Raw genomic sequence first — 18,039 nt, 5'->3', positions numbered from 1 at the left:
TCTCTAGCCTTGGTTGAACTGACGCAGGAAACGAACGTCGTTGGTATAAAAATGGCGGATGTCCTCCACCCCGTATTTGAGCATGGCGATTCGCTCTACCCCCATCCCGAAAGCGAAGCCGCTGACTTCCTGCGGATTGTAGCCGGCCATTTCCAGCACGCGAGGATGCACCATGCCGGAGCCCAAAATTTCGATCCAGCCCGTTTGCTTGCACACGCGGCAGCCGTGACCGCCGCAGTTGAAGCATTGCAGGTCGACCTCTGCGCTAGGCTCGGTGAACGGGAAGAAGCTCGGCCGCAGGCGGATTTGCTGGTTCGCGCCGAACATTTGGCGGGCAAAAGTCAGCAAGATTCCTTTCAGGTCGCTCATGCCGATGCCTTTGTCGATCACGAGACCCTCGATCTGCGTGAACTGGTGCGAGTGGGTCGCGTCGTCGTCATCCCGCCGATACACTTTTCCCGGACAGATGATCTTCACAGGCGTCTTGCCTTCTTTTTTCAGCATCGTCCGCGCCTGCACCGGAGACGTATGGGTACGCAGCAAAATTTCGTCTGTCACGTAAAACGTATCCTGCATGTCGCGCGCGGGATGGTCTTTTGGCAGGTTGAGCATTTCGAAGTTGAAGTGGTCCATCTCCACCTCTGGCCCTTCTGCCACCTCGAAGCCCAGGCCGACGAAAATGTCTTCGATCTCCTCGATGATGCGGGAGAGCGGATGCATCGTTCCGACAGGCACAGGACGTCCCGGCAAGGTTACGTCTACCGTCTGGGACGACAGCTTCGCGTTCAGCGCCGCTTCTTCAATCGCCTGCTGCTTGCTGGCAAAAGCCGTCTCCAGCGCTCCCCGCACTTCGTTGACCAGTTGGCCTACGACGGGACGCTCTTCGGGAGACAAGCTGCCCATTCCCCGCAGCAGTTCTGTCAGTTCGCCCTTTTTCCCCAGATATTTGACACGCAAATCCTGAAGTTGTGCAGCTTCCGTCACCTGGCTGATTTGCCCCAGTGCGGACTCCTTCATTTCTTGCAACCGCGTTTGCACTTTGTATCGCTCCTTTTTGTGTTGATAAAAAGAAAAACCCGCCCCCAAAAGGGACGAGTTACTTTTTTCTCGCGGTACCACCCTTGTTAGTCAGACGGCTCGTTTTCGCTACAGAGATGTGAAAATATCACTACAAACGAGAAAGACTTCTGACTCACTTCAGCTCATTGGTAACGGGAATGACCCGGCTGCTCCTACTGCGCAAAAGCGGTTCAGAGTGCGGCTTCGGAGTGAATTCGGCAGCTATCATGCTAAAGATGCTTGCAGTCTGTGGCACCTTCTCCCTGAAAAACAGATAGGACCTGCGTACTAGTCTCCGTCATCGCTTTGCGTTATAATTGAGATGTAGGAAAATTATAGCGCAACAAGAGAGAACTTTCAATTCTACAAATGTTCCATATCACTCGTTCGCCCTAGTTCGATTTTCGCGAATCTGAAAGGGGACTTTAGCATGATTGACAAAGTTACGGCTCTTTATGACAAGTCATGCGTCTGTCGGCACTGCCAAGCAACCTTTTCCACCAAACGGATCAGATCCGGCGCTCTTACCATGATTCACCGCGACAGCGACTTCTATACCACGTTCAAAGAACAGTCGCTGAATCCGATTTTATATACGGTTAACGTATGCCCGGTTTGCGGCTTTGCTTTCACCGATCAGTTCACAAGCAAGCTCGCTCCGTGGCAAAAACAGATCGTCGAGGAGCATATTTCCTCGAAGTGGAAGACAAAAAACTTCGGCTCCATCCGCAAGGTTCCCGAAGCGATTGTAAGCTACAAGCTGGCGATCTACGCGGCCGAACTGACCAATCAGCCGCATTCGGTCAAAGCAGGGCTGTACTTGCGGCTCGCATGGCTGTACCGCAGCCAGGCCAACCTCGCACAAGAACTGCGCTTCATCGCGATTGCAGTCGAGGAGTACGAGGAATCGTACATTCACTCCGATTACAGGCGCGGCGATAAAGAAATGACCGAGGTCAAGCTATTGTACCTGATTGGCGAGCTGTACCGCCGCCTGCAAAAATTCGATCTGGCCATCAAATATTTCGGCAAGGCGCTCTCTTTCCGCAACCATACAATTGAGAGCGGTATCATCCGCATGGCGCATGACCAGTGGCAATTGACTCGCGAGGAATTCAAGGAGAAGAAAAGCGAGCAAAAGATCGGTTGATGATGCGTAGCATAGCGGCATTTCCCGTTTGCGGGAATGCCTTTTTTATTTGCCGTCAGTTGTCTGCAAACGCGCGGGTCCGGGTTTTACGGGTATGAACAGCAAGGGATACTGGCTGATTCCCCCGGTATCCCTGTTTTGTTGTCACCGTCTTCTGTTGCGCTGTGCTTCATACACGAAAATGCCCGCCGCGACTGCGGCATTCAGTGACTCCGCTTTGCCGTACAGCGGAATGTGCACGAACTGGTCTGCGCACGAAAGCATCCCTTTGGACACGCCTCGGCCCTCGTTGCCGATGACGAGCGCGATCTTGCCGCTGTAGTCCGCCTGATCGTAGGACACGCTGTCTTGTGACAGGGAAGAGACGAGGACACGCCCGCCTTGCTGCTTCCACTCGCCTGCCGTGGCAGCCAGCTCCCGCGTAAAGACAGGCAAGCGGAACATGGCGCCCATCGTAGCCCGCACGACTTTTCCGTTGTAGATGTCGACGCTGCCCTTGCCCAGCACCACTCCATCCACACCTGCGGCCTCCGCCGTGCGCAAAATGGTGCCCAGATTGCCCGGGTCCTGAATCTCATCAAGGAACAGGAGCAGGGCATTTTCTTTTTCGGCCAGCTTGTCTACCCATTCTTCCCAATCGCTTGCCGTCTTTTTCACTTCCGCGACAATGCCTTGCGGCGATTTGGTTTCCGAGAGCTTCGCCAAAACAGCAGCGGACGCCGCGATCACTTGGGCAGCCTGAGAATGGTTGGCCAAGGCCCGCTGGCAGGCGGGATCGAGGCTTCGCTCCTGATCGTAGAGGATCGTCGTCACTTCGGCCCCGCTTTTGAGTGCCTCCTCCACCAGATGTGCGCCTTCGACGAGGTAGCGTCCCTGCTCCTCCCGGCCTTTTTTATCGAGTAGCTGGTGCAGTCTTTTCACCAGCGGATTTTGAACAGAGGTAATGATTTCATGTGCCATTGTTATGCCCGCTCCTCAAATGCTTTTAAGTCTTTGTTGTTTCCGATCACGACAAGAACGTCTCCGTACTGGATCACTTCATCAGGGTTCGGAGCGATGTTGAATTTGTCTCCGCTTTTGATCGCGATGACGTTGACCCCGTATTTTCTGCGGATGTCGAGCTGTCTCAAGTTTTGCCCGACCATCCTGGACGATACGACAACCTCTGCCACGCTGTAGTCCTCCGCCAGCTCGATAAAGTCGAGGACGTTTGCCGAAATGAGATTGTGCGCCACCCGCACGCCCATGTCCCGCTCCGGGAAAACGACGCGGTCTGCCCCTACTTTGTACAAAACCTGTCCGTGCCGCTCATTTTGCGCCTTGGCGACAATTTTTTTCACGCCCAACTCCTTCAGCGTCAAGACCGTGAGAATGCTCGCCTGAATGTCTACCCCGATCGCCACGACGACCACATCGAAGTTGCGAATGCCGATTTCCTTCAAAGCCCGTTCATCTGTTGAATCAGCCACGACTGCGTGGGTGACATGCTGAATGTTTTCATTGATGCGCTCTTCGCTTTCGTCGATGCCCATCACTTCGTAATCCATCTCGTACAACGTCCGGGCCACACTGGAACCAAAGCGGCCCATCCCGATGATGGCAAACTGTTTTGACATGGTGATCTTCTCCTTCGATCCTGTATCCAATAACTTGCATTATAGCATTAGACAGCGCAGCTTTGCACAGGTGAAACCAAAAGATGCCCGTATCCACTTGCGGCAAAGAGGTATGAGCAATCCGGCGAAGACAAATACTAACCCATGAATTCATTCTCACAAGAGAGGTGCTGGCTTACGTATGAACATTGCCTCGCTCAATTTGCGGCAAGCGATCATGTACAAAATGCAAGGCTCGGATTCCGGAGCAGTAGAAGAGACGATCAGTGATGCAATCGCAAGCGGCCAGGAAAAAACCTTGCCTGGTCTCGGTGTCCTGTTTGAAGTGCTGTGGCAGAACAGCGATGCTTCCTCCCGTCAGGAGATGGTCAAGACGATCGCGTCCCATCTGCCCGCACAAGCAGAAAAACCGATTTAATGGAAGTCCCAACCAAACACGAGCAAAAGGGAGCGACGTCGCTACGTCCCTCCCTTTTTGTTTTCTATCGCCTGCTGCGAGAAGCGCGAACGAATTGCCTGGATCACGGCCAGTAAAATCGGAAAAAATACGGTGGGCAAGTAGCAGAAAGCCGTCAGCTTTTCGTTGAAAGCAAAAAATTCGACGATGTTTTGCGGCCACAGCGAGACGTAAAACATCGGGATGAAGAAGATTAGGGCGAGGATGCGCTGAAACCGGATACCTTTTTTCAGCCACAGCCGTATGGCGTAAACCATGGAGTAGTACATGTTCCCAAACGTCGTAAAAATCGACGCCATCCAGATGGTAAGAAAGGCGGCCTCCAGCCGTTCCAGAATCCAGCCGGTTCGTCGTGCTGTCTTGACCATCTCCAACGTCGGCCAGATCAGATGCTGCAACTCCTCGTAGCCAAACACCACAATGCCCGCAATCGTGGTCAGCACATACGACACGACGGTGAAAGAAAGCCCGCTCCAGGCCACAAGCGAAATCCGCGATCCCGGCATCGCCAGGCCGAAGTAGATCATCATCAGCTCAAATCCCGTATACAGCATAAATGTTCCGAACGCGGTGCTGGCCAGGCTCTGCCATGAATCAATGTGCAAAGGCAGCAGATTTTCCCAGTTCGCACTGTTGATCGTTACATACGGAATAATGATGATGGGCACGAACATGATCGGAAACAACAGCTCATTGACCCTGACCAGCACCTCCAACTCGTGCATGCACAAATACAAAACCATCAGGAACAAGGTCAATAAAATCGCTTCAAGGGGCGTATCCAGCAGGATGGAAGTCACAATGATCTCACCAAACCCGCGGGCAACCATCGCCGTATTCAAAAATTGAAACAGGAGGAACATGAGCATCCAGGGGGTGTTGAGAATGTTCCCCAATCGCGGATAACGACGCCCGCCAAAGACGAGCGGGCCGTATTCCACAAAGGTTAGCCCTGGATACTGCTTGCTCAGGTAGACCATCGCCATAAGAGGAAAAAACGCAATCACTCCGCTGGCGATTGGCCCAAGCCAGCCTACTTCCTGCAGTTCTGCGCTTGCCGTCCGCGGCAAGGTCAGGATCGCCCCTCCGATTATCGAGCTAATGAGAATCGCGATTAGTTGCCATGTACTGATGCTGCCCCTTTGATCTCCCATCTCCATCAGCTCCTATTGCATTTCCATTCCCAAACGGCGAATTTTGATCGTGTAGTCAACGTCGATTGGAAAATTTTTAAAATCCTTCTTCCAGTCATGCTTTTGCCAGTAATCCCGGTAGTGGTGCGCCCGGAGCGCGAGTCCAAGCTTCAATACGTCGCTGTTGTACTCTTTTTGCAGTTGGTGAAACAGTTTTTTTGCACGTTTATCCATTTCTTTTTTTATCAGGCGCTGCATTTGCCGAATGAACTCTTCCGGGGGCATTTTCATCACGGCAGTCACCTCTACAATATCCCCCTCCAACTCACAGGAAAACATCGCAGCATGTGGCCCTTTGTTTTTTCTTCTTTTCAGATCCAGTCTCGTTTTGACAAAATGGGGCCTGAATGTCACATAACCATTGTTCGTCCCAGGCAGCGGAATGATGACATCTCCTCCGCGCTCCTCATTTCTCAGTTGCAAGAACGACCAGGACTGCACGGCGTTGAGCGTACCCACCATTTTGTGATCGGAAAAGACAGCCACGCCTCTCCAGCGCACCTCGGTCGTGCTCGCCTCCACGTAGTTGAGAAAAGGCTGCATCGCTTTGTTGGAAGTTTGGCTGAAATAATCTCCCAGCGTCTGATCGGGGATGGTTCCCATTTTGGCCCCGTTTTCGATCAGGTCCATCAGAAACACAACGGGGATTTGTCCAAGTTGCGGCTTGAATCTGAGCAAGGTGGCCGCTTCTCCCTTGACGACGATCGGCCACAGCAGGCGGCGGATTTGCGGTTCCCGGCGAAAGGTGTCCATAATATCGCGGATGCCTTTTCTCGCTACTTCCTCACTGACGGCAAGCACGCGGGTATGGCCCAAAAACAGCTTTTGGTTCAGCCGAATTTGCAGATTGTTGTTGGCATCGAGTATCGTCCGGCCTGTCACGCTCATGATTTTGACGGCATCAGCATTTCCCCCGCCTTGTCCGCTGCTTCCGGCGATCTTGAGGGGGATCGGAATTTGCACAGTCAATCGGTACAACCCTTCGTGCCCCTCCACCATATCGACCGCAATGGCCAGTACGGAGGTCCGCTCCTCCAACTCTCTTCTGTCCCAACAACCTGTCAAAAGAAAGACGCATACGCACAGAACTGCCAGCCTGACCCATCCTTTAGCCATCGGCATTCCTCTCCTTTTGTTTACGTCCCAAGTCCCGGATGAAGAGCAACGTCAGATAGAGAAAAGGAATCCCCAAATTGATGACGAGGCTGAATACGCCAAAATAGAAGTTGAACCGAAATATGTCTACGACGTTTTGCGGCCACAGCGTGATAAAGTAGAGGGGAACGAACATGATGGCCGAAATGATTCGCTGAAAGCCTATCCCTCTGTTGAACAACTGGCGCAAGCCGTAAATAAAAGCGTAGTAGGCGTTGGCCACCGTGGTAAAAACAGCGGTCACCCACACAGCCAGGAACGCGGATTCCAGCCGTTCCAGAATCAATCCCGGCACCTTTGTGGTCTTTACCAGCTCCAGAGTCGGCCAGGCAACACGCTGCAGCTCCTCGTAGCCGAATCCGGCGATGCCGGCCACGACAATCAAGGTGTAGATGACCATCGTGATCGCGATGCCGTAAACGCCGGCCCTGACTTTGCTCTCGTTTTCGTGCGCGTAGGCGAAAAAAATGAGCATGATCTCATAGCCGGAAAAAGCGTAAATCGCTTCAAAAGCTCCCTTGAAAAGTGAAGGGAGGCTCGCTCGATAAAGCGGCAACAGATTGCTCCACTCCGCTTTTTGAAAGGAGGCCAGCGCAATTATGAGTACAGGGAGCAAAATGAGCGGCAGCAGCAGCTCATTAATCCGGGCCACGACATCCAGATCGTGCAGAGAGAGGATAAACACCAGCACAAACATGGTGATAATGATGACTTCCAGCGGTGTGTCGAGCAAAACGGAAGTCACTACGACTTCTCCAAAGACGCGGGAGACGATGCCGGTTGCAAGGTACATGCAGCTGAGATAGGCGAGAATCCAGGGAAGACTGAGCCATTTGCCCATGCGCAAATATTTTGGACTCCCCCAGACAATCGCACTGTACTCGACAAAAGTCATTCCCGGGAAACGTTGGCTGAGCCTCGCAATCATCCAGATGGATAGTAAAGCAACAACGGAACCGATCACGGGTGACATCCAGCCCGCTTCATACAAGACAGCCGAGGTGGTGCGCGGCAATGTCAAGATACCTACACCGATCAGCGTACTGGTAATCAAGGACGTCTGCTGCCACATGGAAAACGTCTGTTGTCGGCTGCTAACGCCCTGCCTGTTCACGGTTTTCTTCCTCTCTCATGCGGATTTCATCCTGGATGTGAAACATGGTCGGGCGAGTTCTTAGCAAATGATGCGGCGCACGAATGAACACATCCTTCATCCCCTTCAAATTCAACGGGCTAAACGGCGACATGTAAGGCACTCCGAACGACTTGAGCGACGACAAATGAATCAGGAGGACAATCAGGAACAGCATGATTCCGTACAGCCCAAACATTCCCGCGAGAAGCATGACCAGGAAGCGGAGCATGCGAATGGAAATAGCCGCACTGTAGCTCGGGGAAGCAAAAGAGCCGATCGTCGTCAATGCCACGATGATAACCATGACAGGGCTGACCAGACCGGCGGTTACAGCTGCCTCCCCGACCACCAATGCCCCGACAATCCCGATGGTCGGCCCGATTGGCCCAGGCAGCCGGACGCTCGCTTCCCGCAAAATTTCGATGGCCACCTCCATGATGAGCGCCTCCACCAATGAAGGAAAAGGCACCGTCGATCTCCCCGCCGCCATCGCGATGACGAGCCGGGATGGAATCATCTCCGGATGAAACGAGCTGAAGGCGATATAAAGCGACGGCAACAGCAGCGCAATCGTAATACTGATCGCGCGGATAAACCGCAGCAACGTCGCGATGTAAAACCGCTCGTAATAGTCCTCCGGGCTTTGGTAAAACTGGGTAAAAACTGCCGGGGCAATCAAGGCTGCAGGCGTCCCGTCCACCAGGATAGCCACCTTGCCCTCCAACAGGTTTGCCACGACCTTATCCGGCCTCTCCGTATTTTGAAGCTGCGGAAAGGGCGACCATCTGCGATCTTGAATCAGTTGCTCGATATAGCCGCTCTCCAGAATCGAATCGACGTTGATTTTCTCCAATCTCGCCAACACTTCCCGCACCATCGGCGGGTAGGCCAGGCCCTCAATGTACATGACGTAAACATCAGTCTGCGTACGCCGACCGATCACCATATGGCGCACTCTGAGGTGCGGGTCCTTCAGGCGAAACCGTACCAGGGCGGAATTGACACAAAGCGTCTCGCAAAAGCCGTCCCGCGGCCCGCGCACGACAGACTCAGTCTGCGGCTCGTCTACGCCTCTGCGGTCCCAGCCCCGCGTATTGTTCAAATACGCTTTGTTGTCGCCATCGCGCATGAGCACTGCGCTGCCTGACAGGATATTGCGAATGACCTGTCTCAGCCCGTCCGTCGATTCCAGTTCATTGGAGGCAGGAAGAATATCGGGGATTTGCGGGTTGCTCAAGTACGAGATGATGTATTCGCTGATGACGTTGCGATCAACCATCCCGTCGAGAAACACAATCGCGCAATCTGTCCCCCGCTTGTCCCGGAAGCGGCGGACGACCAGATCGTCGCACCTGCCCAGCTCTTGTTCGATCATGATAATGTTTTCGTCCACTTCCAGCGAAAGCTCTTTATCCGCAACCCTTTCCATGCTTCTGTCGGCATGATGGTGTAACGCCTTCTCTTGAAGGGTTTTCTTCCGCTTTTGCCACGCTTTCCAAAACTGGCTCAACGCTTATCCCCTCCTAGACCGTGGACATGTGAGATCGAGCAAGGTTAGTGTGCCCAAGAAAGGAAATGAAAACCCATCCTGGCCGGAAGAAACCAAAAAGGCCCGACAGATGTCGGACCGTTGCCATTTTTTGAATGGTTCTGTTTTCTGTTTGCCGCTGCCCCCGTGTTGCAGTACGCGTACACCACGGTCGGGCTAGGCGACAACCCCTCGCTTGTTTTCGAATTTCTCGTAGCGTTTTTCCTGCATGATCGCTTTGAGCACCTGCACGCATTCCCATACGTCGGTGTACGTATTGTAAAAAGCGACCGGAGCCAGGCGGATGATATTCGGCGCCCGGAAGTCAGGGATGATTCCGCTCTCCTTCAACGCCTTGCAAATCCGGACGGCTTCGGCGTGCTCCAGGCTGACATGGCCGCCGCGGCGCTCGTCTTCTTGCGGATTGGCGATGGAAAAGCCCATGCCTGCCAGCTCCACCTCGATCAGATCCATCAAGTAACGGGTCAGCTTCAACGACTTTTCCCGCAGCTTTTCGATCGGCACTTCCTGGAACATGGTTAGCGAGCCGATCAATGGGGCAACGCTCAGCATGTGCGGTGTGCCCAATTGATAGGCGCCTGCCGTCTCACATACATCCAGCGTGTGCTCCATGGCGAACTGTTTGTCTTTTTTGGAGCTGAACCAGCCAGTCAGGCCAGGCACTCTGCCAAAATGCTTGCGGTTGACATAGAGGCTTCCTACGCAGCCTGGCCCGCCGTTTACGTATTTGTAGTTGCACCAGTAGGCGAAATCCACTCCCCATTTGCTGAACTCGTGCGGAATCGCTCCTACAGAGTGGCAGCCGTCAAAGCCGATGACAATGCCTTTTTCATGCGCCGCTTTGGTCAACCGTTCTATATCAAGCAACTGTCCGCTGCGATAGAATACGGTCGGCAAGATGACGAGCGCGACTTCCTCTGTCATGGCGGCGATGATGTCCTCCTCCTCGATCAGACGGCCATCCCGCGATGCAATGCGAATGAGCTGTTCCTCCGCGTCCAGACCGTGCAGCTTGATCTGGCTTTGCAAGGCGTAAATGTCTGTAGGAAAGTCCAGCTCTGTCGCGATGATTTTCGTTCGCTTTCCTTTCGGCTGGTAAAAAGTAGCCGCCAGTTGGTGCAAGTTAACCGTAGTCGAACCTGTTACGATCACTTCCTCCGGCTCAGCGCCGACGAGCGCCGCGCTCATTTCGCCCAGTTTTTCGGACAGGAAAAACCACGGATGCTCGCCGGTTGTCCAACCGTCAATACCAAGCTCTTTCCACGATTGCAAAACGTCCAGCAAGCTTTTTTCCGCCCGTCTGGACAACAGCCCTAACGAATTGCCGTCCATGTATATCGACGGCAGCAAGTAAAACTCTTCGCGGTATTTCGCCAACTCGTCTGCGGCATCAAGCTGTTGCGCGTAGTTTTGGGTGAGTGGGATGGATGATTGGGCCATCGTAACCTCCTTGAACTTTCCGTTGATTGATTTGCGAAAATCGAACAGCATTCGGTAATGGTGATTCCTTTTCTTCATTCATTATAGGTCTGATTCCATCACGATCCAACACACATTTTGGACTTTTCTGATAATAATTGCTTTTTTCCCTGCAAGCCAAACAAAAAAAGAATCTCGCGCCGTCGCTGCTCACGAGATTCTTCCTTTTATTGTCGGCCGAGCCAAATGACTAGCGCCATTTGCAATAGACAAAACAGTGGGACCAAAAACAAAAAGGAGGCATGCCGGGTCTTGTGACGATGGATCAGCATCCCGGCCAATGCCCCCGCTCCGCCGCCGAGAAAAGCGGTCAAAAGAAGGCTGGCTTCGGGAATCCGCCAGCTTTTCCTCTTCGCCAGACGCTTGTCCGCCTGCATCAAAAACCAGGCATAGCTGTTCAAAACGAGGGCGCCCGCAGCCACGACGAACATCTCGGAGCTGAAATACCCTGCAAGGACGAGGAGCCATCCTGCCGAAAGCACCAGATTGCGATTGCGCCTGTGGGTTGCCACGTGCTCATTTCTCACAAGCTTACTCTCCTTTTGTCCGAAACGCCCGATTGTTGGTGATGAACTTGCGCACGATCAGCCAGGCAGCCAGCGCGGCCACGATGACCAACAGGGCGTATAATCCGTAATGGCGAATCAGCTTGATAATCGCCTCTACGTTGTTTCCGAAAACATAGCCCAGACAGTAAAAAACGATGGTCCAGACAAGCCCGATCGGATACGAAAGCAGCGCATAGCGGCGGTACGTCATCCCCCCAAGCGCCACCAAATACGGAACGATGTGGCGGACAACGGGGAAAAGATAGCTGATGCACAAAGCAGTCGTCCCGTATTTTTCCAAAAGTCCCGTGGACCGCTCGACGGCATGCCGCATCTTTTCGCTTTTGGACAGCCATTGCAGAATCGGCCTTCCGAAATATTTTCCCAACAAAAAACCGATGGTCAATCCAGACGCAACGCCCATGTACCCCGCCAAAAACGAGCAGAACGGGTCCATAAGGCCAATCGAGGCGAGAAAGCCTCCAGTCGCCACGACCAGCTCATCGGGAATGGGCAAGCCGACGATCCCCAGCCAGAGCAGGAAAAAAATCGCGGCGTAGCCGTATTGCTCTATGATTGACATCAGCAGGTTGATTTCCATGAGGCAAAATCCCCTATCTTCGCCACTGGCGGCAACACCTTGCACAGGCTGGCAGCGGCTCTCGTACAATATATATCCCTTGGTTAATACGTACTCCCCTGTAAAAAGCTACTTGTCTATTTTGCAATAGATGAACCGTTTTTATCAAGCGAAGAAATCACGGACAAAAACAGTACGCCATCAACCAAGATGTTTAAGCGCTTCCCGCCTGCTCAGGTTGGCGAGCGCAGTCTCCACAAAGTCACGCACTGCTTCCGGTTCTGTCTTGGCATACTCCCGCAATGCCCAGCCGATTGCTTTTGCAATAAAAAACTCCCTGGAAGCCGCACAGGACTCAATCAAGGCGAAAAGCAGTTCCTGATCTGTCCTGGACTTGTAGGAAAGCTGAAACAGGAGCGCCGTCCGCGCGAGCCAGATGTTGTCGCCTTTGACCCAGGCTGTCGTGTTCGGGCGGATCAACTCGGGGGAGCGGGAAAAAAGTGCACCGATTGTATGCGCGGCGAGATAGTCGACCGTATCCCACCACGAAAACAACTGCCTGGACAGCTCGCGGCGCAGCGGAGCCTTGATCCCCAAAAAAGGGAACTGATTTTTCATGTACCGTTCCATCGGCCCGGCGTTCTTCGCATCCGCATGGCTCGCAAGCAAGCGGACAGCCGCTGTCGTAAAGGCACACGTCATCAGGCTCCCTCCTTCCCTGTGAAAACTCATGCTGCTTCGCTTCCCCCGCGATCAGCCGACAGCATGGGCCTTTTGATTCACGACGGCAAAATCGTTCCTGTCTTCCTTCTTGTACGGATAGTACACGACCAGCGTAAAATCGCCCTCGACGACTTCCCCAGTTTTCAGCCACGTCTCAATGTCAAACGTCACCTTGGCCGTTACCGTGTGCTTGAAGTAGTCTTTTTCCAGCGCGGCATGCGCGGCAAAGTCTTCGCGCAACCGGTCGCGCTGTTCGTAGATGGCGGCGTACGTCTTCTGCATCGTCTCCTTGTCCAGGACGTCCTCCCACCACAGCTTGCGCGGGCGATGCTTCTGGTTGCGCAAGTAATCGAACTTCATCAGGCTCTGCACATGCCCAAGCCCTGCCACGTTTTCGTGCTGCAAAAAGGCTTGCAGGCGCAAAAACAAATCTTCCAGCTGATGGCCGATGCGGCTCCAGCCCTGCTCTTCCCAATAGTCGCCAAACGCCTGGAAAAAATCAAACGGCGTCGCAAACTGGTTCGCCAAGAGCCACTCCAGCGTATAGTCCATCCGGTGCGCGTTCCAATATTTTTCCAGAACGTCTTCCACCCGCTTGATTTTTTGCATGTCCGCAAACGAGAGGACGTTGTTGCCCAAAATCTCGTACGGCGCTTCATCCATGAACACGTAGCCGTGGTTGGCCGCACGCGCACGCACGCCGGTTCCGCGCAGCATTTTCAAAAAGCCGAGCTGCAATTCCTCCGGGCGCAGGGCGAATACGTCGTTGAATGTCTTGCGGAACGACTGGTAGTCTTCCTCCGGCAAGCCTGCAATCAAGTCCAGATGCTGGTCGATTTTGCCCGACTCCTTGATCTGCGTCACGGTCCGGGCCAGGCGGTCGAAGCGTTGAATCCGCTGCACGAGGCGGTTCGTCTCATCGTTGGTCGACTGGACGCCGATTTCGAAGCGGAAAATACCTGGCGGTGCGTTTTCGGTCAAAAAGTCCAGTACGTCCGCCCGCAAAATATCAGCCGTAATCTCGAATTGAAACACCGTTCCGTTGTGGTTGTCGATGAGGAACTGGAATATTTCCATCGCATACTTTTTATTGATATTGAACGTGCGGTCCACAAATTTAATCGTTTTGATCCCGTGCCGGATCAGCCGCAGCAAGTCTTCCTTGACCCGCTCCAGGCTGAAATAGCGCACCCCGTCTTCAATCGAAGACAGACAGTATTGACATTTGAACGGACATCCCCGGGATGCCTCGAAATAGACGACGCGGTTGTTCAGCTCGTCGAGATGATCCGCATAGGGCGACGGAATCGTATCCAGGTCTTCAATCTGGGCTCGCGGCGCCGAAAAGCGGACGTGCCCGTCGTCGCGATAGGCGATTCCCGCAACATCCCGCAGGCGAGGAGGCGTGCCCGCCGCTTTCGCCTCCTGATAGGCTTGCAGCAATTCCAGAAAAGTCTGCTCCCCTTCTCCGATGGCGATCACGTCAATCTCCGGATGCTTTTTCATCCACTCGTCCGCGTCGTAGGTCACTTCCGGCCCGCCGAGAATGACCGCGACGTCCGGGCATACTTTTTTCAGATTGCGGATCACATCGAGCGTCTCGCGAATGTTCCAGATATAACAGGAAAAAGCGACGATGTCGGGCTGTCGCTTGTAAATGTCTGCCACGATGTTCAGCGTCACATCGTTAATCGTATACTCCACCAGCTCGATGCCCGGAAAAGCTTCCTGGGCGTAGCTGCGCAAATAACGCAAAGCCAGCGAGGAGTGGATAAACTTGGCATTTAAAGTCGATAGTACAATCTTCATGGATGGGTCTACTCTCCTTGCACAATTCCGGCGGCGAAAAAACATCAGGCAGGCGATGGTTGGACGCCCAGCCGGGCAATTTCCTTTCGTAACAGTACCATACGAGGCCCGAGCACGGCAAATCCGTCCCCGCCCAGGCTCAGCGATTCAATTCGCGCACGACATGGCCCAGCTCCGGTACGATCAGCCGATTCATCGCCAGCTTGACCGCCCCTGTCGAGCCAGGCGTGGAAAAAATCATTTTTCCCCCTCTGGTGCCCGCAACAGCACGGCTGAGCATGGCGGCCGAGCCAATATCCTCTGTATAGCTCAGCATCCGAAACAGCTCGCCGAAGCCGGGCAGTTCCTTTTCCAATAAACCGGAGACCGCTTCGAAGGTGTTGTCACGCGGCGAAATGCCCGTCCCGCCGTTGAGCAGGATGACTTGCACCTCTGGGTGTGCGATTCCCGCTTCAATCGCGGCCGTCACTTCGGCAGGCTCGTCCTTGACGATTCGGTAGAGGGCGACGCAATGCCCTGCCTCAGTTAACAGTTGCTTCATTAATTGTCCGCTCTTGTCCGTCTCTTCGGTTCGCGTATCGGAAACGGTAATGACCATGCACGTCACCTGCTTTGGCGACAGCGCCTTGTGCTCCTGTGTGCTCATAGCGTGATCTCCCTCTTTTTCTGCTCGCTTGTTTCTCTCATTCTACCATTTTCTCGCGGCACAGGTCTTGCCAACCGCCCTTTTGCAACGATTTCTTCACTTCTTCTACCCCATGCGACGCTGTTTTCGATATAATGCTGGTGACAGTTATTTTTGACAGACAAGGAGGCGTACCCGGATGGCAGAACGCCCATTTTTTTCGTTTCATTTTCACAAGCAATCCCACACGCCGATTTATGTGCAGCTAGCCGACCAACTGAAAACGGCTATTCTGCGCGGGGCCTTTCTTGTAGACGGACAACAATTGATCTCGCTGCGGGACATGAAAACCGTCAGCGGCTGTTCGCTGGAAACCGTAAAAAAAGCGTACGATCATCTCGCGCTGGAAGGCTGGCTGGAAGCCGTACACGGCAAAGGCTACTACCTGACGACGCTGGCAAAGGAAGCGCGTCTGGAAAGCCGCCTGCCCTTGACCGACATCCCGATTGCCTCGCTGGCTGACTCCTCGCCCCGTCCTGGCGAAGAGCTGGTCAAGCGGCTGCGCGGCGCTTTTTACGAGAGCCTGACTGTTCTGGATGAACCTTCCGCGCAAAAAAAAGTCAGACGGGCACAGGCCGCCAAAGTATTCGCCGATCACCTGCATCGGCGCGGCTTGCCGCATTCGCCCGAGCGCGTACTGCTGTTCAACCGCAGCACCAGCGGCTTCGCCTTTCTCGCGCAGCGCGTCATGAATCCGCGCGATGTTGTCTACGTGGAGGAATACAGCTACCCCGTCTTTTTGCGTCTGCTCAGCCAGTGCGGAATCACCGTTCGCCCGATCCGCCTGGACGAAGAAGGGGTCAGCATCGAAGCGCTCGATACCGAACAGGAGCACTACCCGGCCAACTGGCTGTTAATCAATCCGCACTACCACTTCCCGACAGGCATCAGCTACTCGCTGAAGCGCAAGGAAGAGCTGCTCGCCTGGGCCGAACGCCACAGCGTGCGCATCGTGGAAAACGACCACTACGGCGACCTCTGGTTCGAGGAGCCGAGCAAGCCGCTCTACGAGATGGCTTTGCAGCAAAAAAGCCGTGTCGAAGTGTACTACCTGCACTCGCTGTCGAAAACGTTGGCCCGCGATCTTCAGCTAGGCGTGCTGATGCTGCCTTCCGATTTTACCGAAGAGGAGCTGGAGCGCTACCGCCAGATTGTCTCGATGACAGGCGCAGAGCCATCCTTGCTGGTCGTCGAAGCTGCGGTGCGGCTGCTCGACGATCCGTGGTTTTCCGAGGTGTATTTGGCAGACCGCCGCACCTTGTTCCAATCCCGTTTTTTGCGGCTGTGGAAGGAAAAGCAACAGGCTCTTCCCGCCCACGCCCGCATGTATCCGATCACAGGCGGGCTCAATACGTGGATCGAATGGGGCAAACCGACAGCCAACGCGACCGAGCTGGAAGAACGGGTCGTCACCATCCTGCGCGAAGAAGGCCTGGAACTGACCTGCGGCCATGCGTTCCGCGTCGCCGACGAGCCTGCCGACACGAAGCGCCGTCCGGCTGTGCGCTTCCCGCTCGCCCCGATGGAGGAACGGGAGTTGAAGCATTGGCTGCATCGCTTGGGAGTCGCGCTCTTGCGGTAATATTTTCGGGAAACAGACGATACGCCCGTATGCCACGAAAAAGCAGCGGGCGTATTTTCGCTTGTCAAAATGGGAGCGTCACCAGCCACCATCAGCTGAACGCGCAAAGACCCTGCCGCTGTCCATCTGGACGCTGCGGCAGGGTCTTTTTTGCGTTTTTTTACTTTGGCTGCCATTGTTTGGACAGCTCGTCGCGCACGAGTTGGCCCATTTCCACTGTGCCAATCGCTTTACTCGGATCTCTTGCAATATCGCCTGTGCGGTGCCCCGCTTCGAGGACGGACCAGACGGCGTTTTCTACTGCTGCCGCAGCCTCATCCATGTCGAGCGAGAGACGGAGCATCATCGCAACCGAGAGGATGGTTGCGAGCGGATTGGCAATGCCTTTTCCAGCGATGTCAGGAGCGGAGCCGTGTACCGGTTCGTACAGTCCAAAGCTTCCCGCTGCCAGACTTGCCGAGGCAAGCATGCCGATGGAGCCTGTCAGCATGGCGGCCTGGTCGCTCAAAATGTCGCCGAACATGTTTTCCGTCACGATGACGTCAAACTGCTTCGGAGCGCGCACCAGTTGCATCGCGCACGAGTCGACCAACTGGTGGGACAGCTCGACATCCGGATAGTCGGTGGCTACCCGCTCTGCTACCTTGCGCCAGAGGCGAGAGCTTTCCAGCACGTTCGCCTTGTCGACCGATACGAGACGCTTCTTGCGTTTGCGAGCGATCTCAAAGCCTACGCGAATAATCCGCTCGATTTCTGCTTCATTGTAAATGCACAGGTCTTCGGCTACTTCGCCGTTTGGACCGTCGTAGCGCTTTTTCTCCCCGAAGTAAATGCCTCCGGTCAGCTCGCGCACTACGATCAAATCTACGCCGGAAACCACTTCCGGCTTGAGCGTGGAAGCTTCGACGAGCGAGCTGTGCATCGTCGCCGGGCGGATGTTGGCAAACAGCCCAAGCTCCTTGCGAATCCCCAAAAGACCTGTCTCCGGGCGAAGATGCCCCGGATTTTGATCCCACTTCGGCCCGCCGACTGCACCAAGCAGCACCGCGTCGGCTTGCTTTGCCAGTTTGACGGTTGCCTCCGGCAGCGGAGTTCCGTCTGTGTCGATGGCGATTCCGCCGATCCGGCCTTCCTCGCACGTAAAGGTGACGCCTTCGCGTTCTCCGACAAGCTGAAGAACTTTGACTGCTTCCTGCATGATCTCCGGTCCGATACCGTCACCAGGAAGAACAGCGATGCGATAGTTTTTCTTCATTGTTTATCCCGCTTTTCTTTACTGTAATGGTTTTCGTTCCTTATCGGTTCCTTTTTTCCTATCC

At 54.3% G+C, this 18,039-nt stretch carries 17 protein-coding genes; 3 read left to right on the top strand and 14 right to left on the bottom strand.

Annotation, left to right across the window (positions count from 1 at the left end; translation table 11 throughout):
* Window positions 1-3: 3 nt before the first annotated feature.
* Window positions 4-1,038, bottom strand: coding sequence for a phenylalanine--tRNA ligase subunit alpha (pheS, locus tag EDM57_RS11705; protein WP_122904940.1), 1,035 nt, complete (start codon window positions 1,036-1,038; stop codon window positions 4-6).
* A gap of 451 nt (window positions 1,039-1,489) precedes the next feature.
* Between pheS and EDM57_RS11700 the strand changes: the two genes are divergently transcribed.
* A complete protein-coding gene (locus EDM57_RS11700; RefSeq protein WP_122904939.1) occupies window positions 1,490-2,209 on the top strand; it encodes a DUF2225 domain-containing protein in 720 nt (239 codons plus the stop codon).
* Between the two features lie 144 nt (window positions 2,210-2,353).
* Here EDM57_RS11700 and rlmB read toward each other — a convergent pair whose 3' ends face one another.
* Both rlmB and EDM57_RS11690 read right to left on the bottom strand, forming a co-directional pair.
* Window positions 2,354-3,169, bottom strand: a complete 816-nt coding sequence (gene rlmB, locus EDM57_RS11695) for a 23S rRNA (guanosine(2251)-2'-O)-methyltransferase RlmB (protein WP_122904938.1) — start codon at window positions 3,167-3,169, stop codon at window positions 2,354-2,356.
* Window positions 3,170-3,171: 2 nt separating this feature from the next.
* Window positions 3,172-3,825, bottom strand: a complete 654-nt coding sequence (locus tag EDM57_RS11690; RefSeq protein WP_122904937.1) for a potassium channel family protein — start codon at window positions 3,823-3,825, stop codon at window positions 3,172-3,174.
* Window positions 3,826-4,006: 181 nt separating this feature from the next.
* Between EDM57_RS11690 and sspI the strand changes: the two genes are divergently transcribed.
* The gene (sspI, locus tag EDM57_RS11685; protein ID WP_122904936.1) at window positions 4,007-4,243 is read left to right on the top strand and encodes a small acid-soluble spore protein SspI; all 237 of its coding nucleotides are present in this window, start codon (window positions 4,007-4,009) and stop codon (window positions 4,241-4,243) included.
* A gap of 41 nt (window positions 4,244-4,284) precedes the next feature.
* Here sspI and EDM57_RS11680 read toward each other — a convergent pair whose 3' ends face one another.
* From EDM57_RS11680 to EDM57_RS11635, 10 genes are all read right to left on the bottom strand, one after another.
* Window positions 4,285-5,436 (bottom strand): GerAB/ArcD/ProY family transporter, encoded by a 1,152-nt coding sequence (locus EDM57_RS11680; RefSeq protein ID WP_122904935.1) that lies wholly within the window; start codon window positions 5,434-5,436, stop codon window positions 4,285-4,287.
* Between the two features lie 12 nt (window positions 5,437-5,448).
* Window positions 5,449-6,591 carry a Ger(x)C family spore germination protein gene (locus EDM57_RS11675; protein WP_122904934.1) on the bottom strand — a complete coding sequence of 381 codons (1,143 nt, stop codon included), beginning with the start codon at window positions 6,589-6,591 and terminating at the stop codon, window positions 5,449-5,451.
* Complete coding sequence (locus EDM57_RS11670; protein WP_246005794.1) at window positions 6,584-7,744, bottom strand: GerAB/ArcD/ProY family transporter; 1,161 nt, start codon at window positions 7,742-7,744, stop codon at window positions 6,584-6,586. Before EDM57_RS11670 ends, EDM57_RS11675 begins: the two co-directional genes overlap by 8 nt.
* Window positions 7,725-9,275 (bottom strand): spore germination protein, encoded by a 1,551-nt coding sequence (locus EDM57_RS11665; RefSeq protein WP_122904933.1) that lies wholly within the window; start codon window positions 9,273-9,275, stop codon window positions 7,725-7,727. The genes EDM57_RS11670 and EDM57_RS11665 overlap by 20 nt, the downstream gene beginning before the upstream one ends.
* Before the next feature lie 195 nt (window positions 9,276-9,470).
* Complete coding sequence (kynU, locus tag EDM57_RS11660; RefSeq protein WP_122904989.1) at window positions 9,471-10,754, bottom strand: kynureninase; 1,284 nt, start codon at window positions 10,752-10,754, stop codon at window positions 9,471-9,473.
* Window positions 10,755-10,960: 206 nt separating this feature from the next.
* Entirely contained in the window at window positions 10,961-11,320 is a 360-nt protein-coding gene (locus EDM57_RS11655; RefSeq protein WP_122904932.1) for a DUF1294 domain-containing protein, read from the bottom strand.
* A 4-nt stretch (window positions 11,321-11,324) separates the two neighbouring features.
* Window positions 11,325-11,942 (bottom strand): DedA family protein, encoded by a 618-nt coding sequence (locus EDM57_RS11650; RefSeq protein ID WP_122904931.1) that lies wholly within the window; start codon window positions 11,940-11,942, stop codon window positions 11,325-11,327.
* A gap of 180 nt (window positions 11,943-12,122) precedes the next feature.
* Complete coding sequence (locus tag EDM57_RS11645) at window positions 12,123-12,623, bottom strand: DNA alkylation repair protein (RefSeq protein ID WP_122904930.1); 501 nt, start codon at window positions 12,621-12,623, stop codon at window positions 12,123-12,125.
* 51 nt (window positions 12,624-12,674) lie between these two features.
* A complete protein-coding gene (locus tag EDM57_RS11640) occupies window positions 12,675-14,453 on the bottom strand; it encodes a B12-binding domain-containing radical SAM protein (protein WP_122904929.1) in 1,779 nt (592 codons plus the stop codon).
* Window positions 14,454-14,592: 139 nt separating this feature from the next.
* Entirely contained in the window at window positions 14,593-15,099 is a 507-nt protein-coding gene (locus EDM57_RS11635; RefSeq protein WP_122904928.1) for a MogA/MoaB family molybdenum cofactor biosynthesis protein, read from the bottom strand.
* A gap of 178 nt (window positions 15,100-15,277) precedes the next feature.
* On the opposite strand from EDM57_RS11635, the gene EDM57_RS11630 reads away from it, so the two are divergent.
* Entirely contained in the window at window positions 15,278-16,720 is a 1,443-nt protein-coding gene (locus EDM57_RS11630) for an aminotransferase-like domain-containing protein (protein WP_122904927.1), read from the top strand.
* 160 nt (window positions 16,721-16,880) lie between these two features.
* On the opposite strand, the gene leuB is transcribed toward EDM57_RS11630, so the two are convergent.
* Window positions 16,881-17,975 (bottom strand): 3-isopropylmalate dehydrogenase, encoded by a 1,095-nt coding sequence (gene leuB, locus EDM57_RS11625; RefSeq protein ID WP_122904926.1) that lies wholly within the window; start codon window positions 17,973-17,975, stop codon window positions 16,881-16,883.
* Window positions 17,976-18,039: the final 64 nt, after the last annotated feature.

It is taken from the genome of Brevibacillus gelatini, from assembly GCF_003710935.1.
Lineage (GTDB): Bacteria > Bacillota > Bacilli > Brevibacillales > Brevibacillaceae > Brevibacillus > Brevibacillus gelatini.
Note: the sequence above shows the minus strand (reverse complement) of the source record. Positions and strands in the feature narration are given on the sequence as shown.